The organism is Salinivibrio sp. EAGSL (assembly GCF_013366455.1).
Lineage (GTDB): Bacteria > Pseudomonadota > Gammaproteobacteria > Enterobacterales > Vibrionaceae > Salinivibrio > Salinivibrio costicola.
On the sequence record NZ_JABWMG010000061.1, the window covers coordinates 1 to 408 of the forward strand.

The 408-nt window shown below is 54.9% G+C and carries 1 protein-coding gene; it reads right to left on the reverse strand.

Annotation, left to right across the window (positions count from 1 at the left end):
* Positions 1-196: 196 nt before the first annotated feature.
* Positions 197-408, reverse strand: a 212-nt coding sequence (locus HLG76_RS14850; RefSeq protein WP_217706606.1) for a hypothetical protein, incomplete at its 5' end; no start/stop codon positions are given.

Consider the following 408-nt stretch of genomic DNA (forward strand, 5'->3'; position numbering starts at 1 on the left):
TCGGCATAAGCGCCTTCTCGATCGCGCAAGCTTGGTGTGATTTCCGCCGCGCGCCCGTTGCACGGCGCCATCGAACATTGGTGGTAAATTTGGCACCGATCGTGACAGGCGCCCAGGAAGCACAGTGCATCATCGTTGACATCTTACCGGGGCTTGTGTCACCTACGCCAATGGCACCATTGATGTATAAATTTTGTCATTGTATGCATTCCCACGCAGGAGCGTGGGAACGAGCAATCGTAGCCAATGGCACCACCGATATAGAAACCAGGCGTAGGTCGGCATAAGCGCCTTCTCGATCGCGCAAGCTTGGTGTGATTTCCGCCGCGCGCCATCCGACATCGTGGTCAAAATTGGCACCGATCGTGACAGGCGCCCGTTGACAATGTGCTCTTATCCAACATTTTG